Here is a 5,346-nt window from a genome sequence, read left to right as displayed (position 1 = left end):
AATAGCGCTTTGCTTGATCGCGTTTGTTGCCATTGCCGGGGGGATTTTGTGGGTGAATATGGCGCGACGGCGCCGTCAGGCGCGTCTGCGTCGCCGCGGTATCAAAAAGCACTAATGTTGAGTGATGCAAGATCGCCACAGCAGGTCGTCTTACAAAGCCACTTACAGTTCACGCTTCCCAATATGGCATGGAAGGGCTTGTAACCCGGAGATGCCAAGGCTAACCAACGTGCATCCTCACGATGGCAGGCCATTCCACTAAGGTTTTCATGAACCATAAACTTATTTCGAGTGGTGCGTTGATTGCCGTACTGCTTTGCTCAGGATGTTCCGCACCCGCGTTGGTAGGGCGGCCAGACCTGACGATATACGAAAACAAACCTCTTCCTGAACCGGTTCGTGAGGATCTTGTCATTCCTCCCAGGCCCTACGTTCTTGGTCCGTCAGACCATTTGGATATCGATGTTTTCGGCATCCCTGAACTCAGCAAGAGCGTAACGGTCGATCTTACGGGCCAAATTGCACTGCCCTTGGTTGGCGAGCTTAAGGTTTCCGGGATGACAACGAGTGAACTTACGACTCTGCTCGCGCAAAAGCTCCAGCAAGCGCATGTTCTAGATCCCCAGGTGACTGTGAATATCTCAACTGCGGCGAGTCAGATTTTCACGGTCGATGGATCTGTGGCGAAGCCGGGTATCTTTCCTCTCTCAGGCCGCATGTCTCTCATGAGGGCGATTGCAAGGGCAGAGGGGACGACCGAGTTTGCGCGTGAAAACTATGTTGTGGTGTTCCGCACCGTCGAGGGTAACCGGTATGCTGCCTTGTACGACTTGCGTGCCATCAGGCAGGGATTATTTGATGATCCCGAGATATTCTCGAACGACATTATTTACGTTGGCGATAGCCAGGCCCGACGTCTGTTCCGCGACATCATCACGGCTGCGCCATTGATTACCACGCCGATAATCGTTCTTTTGCGATAATAGTTATCCTAGGTGGCTAACATTCATGCAGTATAAAGCTAGTGTAAACGCAATGCACGATATCGACACCTACCATACTGCTGATATGGATGGGGCGAATGGCGCAAGTTTAGATATTAACTTAAAACACATCATAGCCATTCTGGATCGGCGCAAGTGGCTGATTGCTACTGTTATTGCTGGCATATTTTTGCTGGGGTTGATTGTTACGCTGTTAATGACGCCGCAATACACATCAACAAGCATTCTGGAAATTCGTCGAGAGGATGGGAACTTTACAAACGTTGAAGGTGTCGATCCCGACACGCCAAATATGATCAATCCCGAATTTTACGCAACGCAGCAAGGGTTGTTGAATTCTGTCACGCTTGCGGAAGCTGTTGCGATTGACAATCGTCTACAAGACAGCGGTGCCTTTTTCAAAATGTTCAAGTCGAGCAAGACGAGAGACTGGTTTGAAGATGATCATTTGATTCCTGGCGCTTCAACTCGAGAAGAGCGTTTACGCGAGGCAAGGGATATTTTGCTCGAGCATGTTGATGTCTCGATCGAAAGCTTTTCAAGCTTAGCGACTATTAGTTTCACTAGTCCAGATGCAGTTTTCTCAAAGAAAATTGTTGATGCCTGGGGGGCGCATTTTATCAAGGCGACGCTAGATCGTCGTTATGCAGCCACGGCTTATGCGCGCAGATTTCTAGAAAGCCGCCTTGGACAACTTCGGAATCGGACGGACATCGCGGAGCGTCAGCTAGTCGATTACGCGGCTCGACAAGGAATCGTCAGTCTGCCTGCAGATAATGGTGCGCAAACAGCGTCCAGCAGTGGGCCGGAACGGTCACTGGTTACGGAAGACTTAGTTTCTTTGAACAAAGAACTGTCGACGGCGACGGCTGAACGTATCGCAGCGCAGAGTCGCTTGAAGTCGCGCGACGCAGCTGTTGAGGAATCTTTGTCCAATGTCGGTATCTCACAGATGCGCACCCAACGCGCAGAACTGGCTTCGCAATATGCGGATATGCTGCAGCGTTTCGATCCCGACTACCCGCCCGCTAAGGCGATACATGCCCAAATCGTCTCATTAGACAAGTCAATCGCCCGAGAAGATGCACGGGTTCAAGCCACCCTGCAAAATACATATGAGGCCGCACAAAAGCGTGAGGCTTCACTTACTGAGCAGGTTGACGAGTTGAAGTCAAAACTGTTCGATTTGCGTCGGCGTAGTACACAGTACAATGTGCTGCTCCGAGAAGCGGATACCAATAGGCAATTATATGATGCTCTGTTGCAACGCTACAAGGAAATTGGCGTCGCAGGTGGGGTAGGAATCAACAATATTGCTGTTGTCGATCCTGGCGATATTCCTGAAAAACCGGCAAGACCGAATGTGCTCGTTAATTTAGTGATTTCCTTGATTGCAGGCGCAGCCATCGGGATCGGATTAGCCTTTGTGCTCGAAATGCTTGAAGACACACTCTCCGACCCGGCGGAAGTTTCCGAGTTACTGCATGTCCCATTGATTGGCGTGGTTCCGAAGGTGGACGAAGAGCCCTTGGCAGCGCTGCTCGATCTCAAATCGACGATCAGTGAAGCCTATTTCTCGGTGCAAACATCCTTGGCATTGTCTACAAGCCATGGCTTCCCACGAACACTGGCCGTAACCAGTTCGCGCCCCGCGGAAGGTAAGTCGCTAACATCTTTAGGCTTAGCCAAGACTTTGGCGGCTCAGGGACGTAAAGTACTGCTCGTGGACTGTGACATGCGCGCACCAAGCGTTCATCATATGATGCGGCGGGATGGATCGTATGGTCTCAGCAATTTGTTGACCGGGTCAATGAAAGCTGAGGAGGCAGTTCAGACAACGGAAATCAAAAATCTCTCAATCATCGCTGCCGGTCCGCAACCGCCCAGTGCTGCTGAACTGTTGTCTGGCGCTCATTTCAAGGCTGTTCTTGATCAGCTTTTGCCGGACTTCGAATATATTATTGTCGATGCTCCGCCAGTGATGGGTATTGCGGACGCGCCGCTTCTCGCAAATCAGGTAGAAGGAGTATGTTTCGTCATCGAGGCGCATAGCACCAAGAAGTCGAGTATCCGTACCGCGTTGTCACGCTTGCGTGCGGCTGAAATCAATCTCCTCGGAGCAGTTGTCACTAAATTTGATTCGAAGCAGGCCTTTACCGGTTATGGGCACGACTATGGCTATGGCTATGGCTATGGCGAAAACCGAGATGGAGAGATGGCTGAGTAGTGATCGGGCAATGGTATGTCATTTGGTGGAAATTTTCTTCGTGTAGGCGTGGTACTAGTTGGTGGGGTGTTGGCTCTATGGATTTCTATTGGAGTCACTCTCAATTTCACGATTGCCGAACGCTATCCCGATTTGGTTCATGAATGGTGGCCTGATGGCGTAACTCCGACGGTGGTGAGTGCTGGGAGGGTGTTGTCATCCCCATCTCCCAGCGCTGCTAGTGTAGTCCAGACACGAGCTTCACTTCGTGCGGCGGCTCTCCGGGAGCCTGTAAGCAGTTACGCACTGGGCATGCTTGGCGCTGTCGCTGACTTTCAAGAGGACGAAGCGCAAGCGCAAGCGTTTTTCCAATCGTCGGAAGCTATGTCTCGCCGCAACTTGCTTACTGAGATGTGGCTGATTGAAGATGCTGTTAGCCATGGCGATGTGTCGGAAGCTCTGAGCCACTACAATAGAGCCATGCTGGTTTCTACTAAAAGCCGGAAAACACTACTGCCGATCCTAGTTTCTGCGACGAGCGAACCAGATGTCTTAGCGAATCTTCTACCGATGTTGGCTCAAAAACCACTATGGTGGAAAGCGTACGTCAATGAAATGGGTGCCAGTGGAAAAGATCCTGCAGTGATGTCGGCTGCCGTTCTGGCGTTGAAATTAGACCTTAGTGACCCAGAACAGAAGTCACTTATTGAGCGGGTTCTAAATCGGATGATCGCACTGAATGACGAGAAGGGGGCGTTACAGACGGCGAACGACCTAGAAGGCAGGACGGAGGCATATCGCACTATTCAGGACGGTGAATTTGATCAAGCTCCGGGCTTATTACCATTCGCTTGGTGGTTGAGTCAGGATAGCAATATTCAGGCTTACCGCGGCAAGGTGCCAGGCGGTGGTGAAGGTCTTTGGCTAGAGACTCATGATGATACGGGGGGTGGCATCGCAAGGCAGTTGATTGGACTCGAGCCCGGCCATTACTTATTTTCAGGTATTTTTGGCGATCAGACCTCGGATGCCGTCAACCACCTCGCCATTGAACTCAGCTGTAGACAAGGAGGCAGGCTTAGAAATTTCAATCTACCTTCTACAAAAGAAATTAGACAGTCATTTAGATTTGAATTTGATGTGCCATTGAGCAGTTGTCATACACAATGGGTAAAGTTTCGTTCCGTTCTGGGTGGCGATAATAAGGTCTGGATTGATAAAATTAATATTAAAAAGATATCTCAGTAAATATCCATCAAATATTTTACGTAATTACATTTTTAAAATTTTTTATTTACCTTTATGTGGCTTGCTGATTAAATTCCAAAGGCCGCCGATGGTGCGTTGCCAGCTTTCCAAGGCATGGCTTTGAGGCGGGAGAAGGCCTTCTTGATCGGGTTGAGATCGGGACTGTAAGGCGGAAGGAACAGGAGCCTGGCGCCACAATTGCGGATGGCCTGACGCACGGCCTGACTTTTGTGGCTGCCCAGATTGTCCATGATGACGATGTCGCCTGGAGCAAGCGTAGGTATGAGGAACTGCTCGACATAGGCGAGGAAGAGCTGGCCGTTGATCGGCCCGTCGAGCACGCAGGGGGCATTGATCCGGTCGTGGCGCAGCGCGGCGAGAAAGGTCAGCGTGCGCCAGTGGCCGAACGGGACTTTCGCGTGCAGTCGCTCCCCGCGCCGGGCGCGGCCATGTGTGCGGGTCATGTTGGTCTTGGCCCAGGTCTCGTCGATGAAGACGAGGCGCGTGGGATCAAGCTGGCTCTGGTACTTGCGCCACTGTATCCGTCGCCGGGCGATGGCAGGACGATTCTGCTCGCAGGCGAACAGGCTTTTTTTTGAACGACAGTCCCTCGCGTTCGAGGAACAGCCACAGCGCGCCGTAGCTCGCCTTCACTCCGCGGTCTGCCAGTTCGCCCAGCAGCCCTCGCAAGGTCAGGTCGGGCTCGGCCGCCACGCGCGCCAACAGCCACTCTCGCTCAGGCAACAGCACCGGCTTGCGGCGCCCGCCCAGCTTGCCCGGCGCCAACCGGCCAGTCCGGCGCTGGGACCAGCGCACTGCACTGGCAACGCTCACTCCGAACTGTCCCGCTGCTGCCCGAGCAGAAGCGCCCGACCCCATCGCAGCAAC

Annotated in this window: 3 protein-coding genes and 1 pseudogene; 3 read left to right on the top strand and 1 reads right to left on the bottom strand. The window is 52.3% G+C overall.

Going from position 1 to position 5,346, the window contains the following annotated elements; genetic code table 11:
* Positions 1–269: 269 nt before the first annotated feature.
* The 3 genes from NN5_RS23960 to NN5_RS26155 are packed head-to-tail and all read left to right on the top strand — an operon-like array spanning position 270 to position 4,458.
* On the top strand, positions 270–983 hold the full coding sequence (locus NN5_RS23960) for a polysaccharide biosynthesis/export family protein (RefSeq protein WP_245656684.1): 714 nt from the start codon (positions 270–272) through the stop codon (positions 981–983).
* A gap of 52 nt (positions 984–1,035) precedes the next feature.
* Entirely contained in the window at positions 1,036–3,231 is a 2,196-nt protein-coding gene (locus NN5_RS23955) for a GumC family protein (protein ID WP_067739097.1), read from the top strand.
* A 15-nt stretch (positions 3,232–3,246) separates the two neighbouring features.
* Positions 3,247–4,458 (top strand): hypothetical protein, encoded by a 1,212-nt coding sequence (locus NN5_RS26155; RefSeq protein ID WP_157081315.1) that lies wholly within the window; start codon positions 3,247–3,249, stop codon positions 4,456–4,458.
* Positions 4,459–4,559: 101 nt separating this feature from the next.
* On the opposite strand, the pseudogene NN5_RS25515 reads toward NN5_RS26155, so the two are convergent.
* A pseudogene (locus NN5_RS25515) lies at positions 4,560–5,346 on the bottom strand (IS630 family transposase); the annotation flags it as partial.

Source organism: Novosphingobium naphthalenivorans NBRC 102051 (assembly GCF_001590985.1).
Taxonomy (GTDB): Bacteria; Pseudomonadota; Alphaproteobacteria; order Sphingomonadales; family Sphingomonadaceae; genus Novosphingobium; species Novosphingobium naphthalenivorans.
Note: the sequence above shows the minus strand (reverse complement) of the source record. Positions and strands in the feature narration are given on the sequence as shown.

Excerpts from the sequence above, each read along its gene's own strand:
- NN5_RS23955 (WP_067739097.1), top strand. The coding sequence starts at position 1,036 with ATGCACGATATCGACACCTACCATACTGCTGATATGGATGGGGCGAAT.
- NN5_RS23960 (WP_245656684.1), top strand. The coding sequence starts at position 270 with ATGAACCATAAACTTATTTCGAGTGGTGCGTTGATTGCCGTACTGCTT.
- NN5_RS26155 (WP_157081315.1), top strand. The coding sequence starts at position 3,247 with ATGTCATTTGGTGGAAATTTTCTTCGTGTAGGCGTGGTACTAGTTGGT.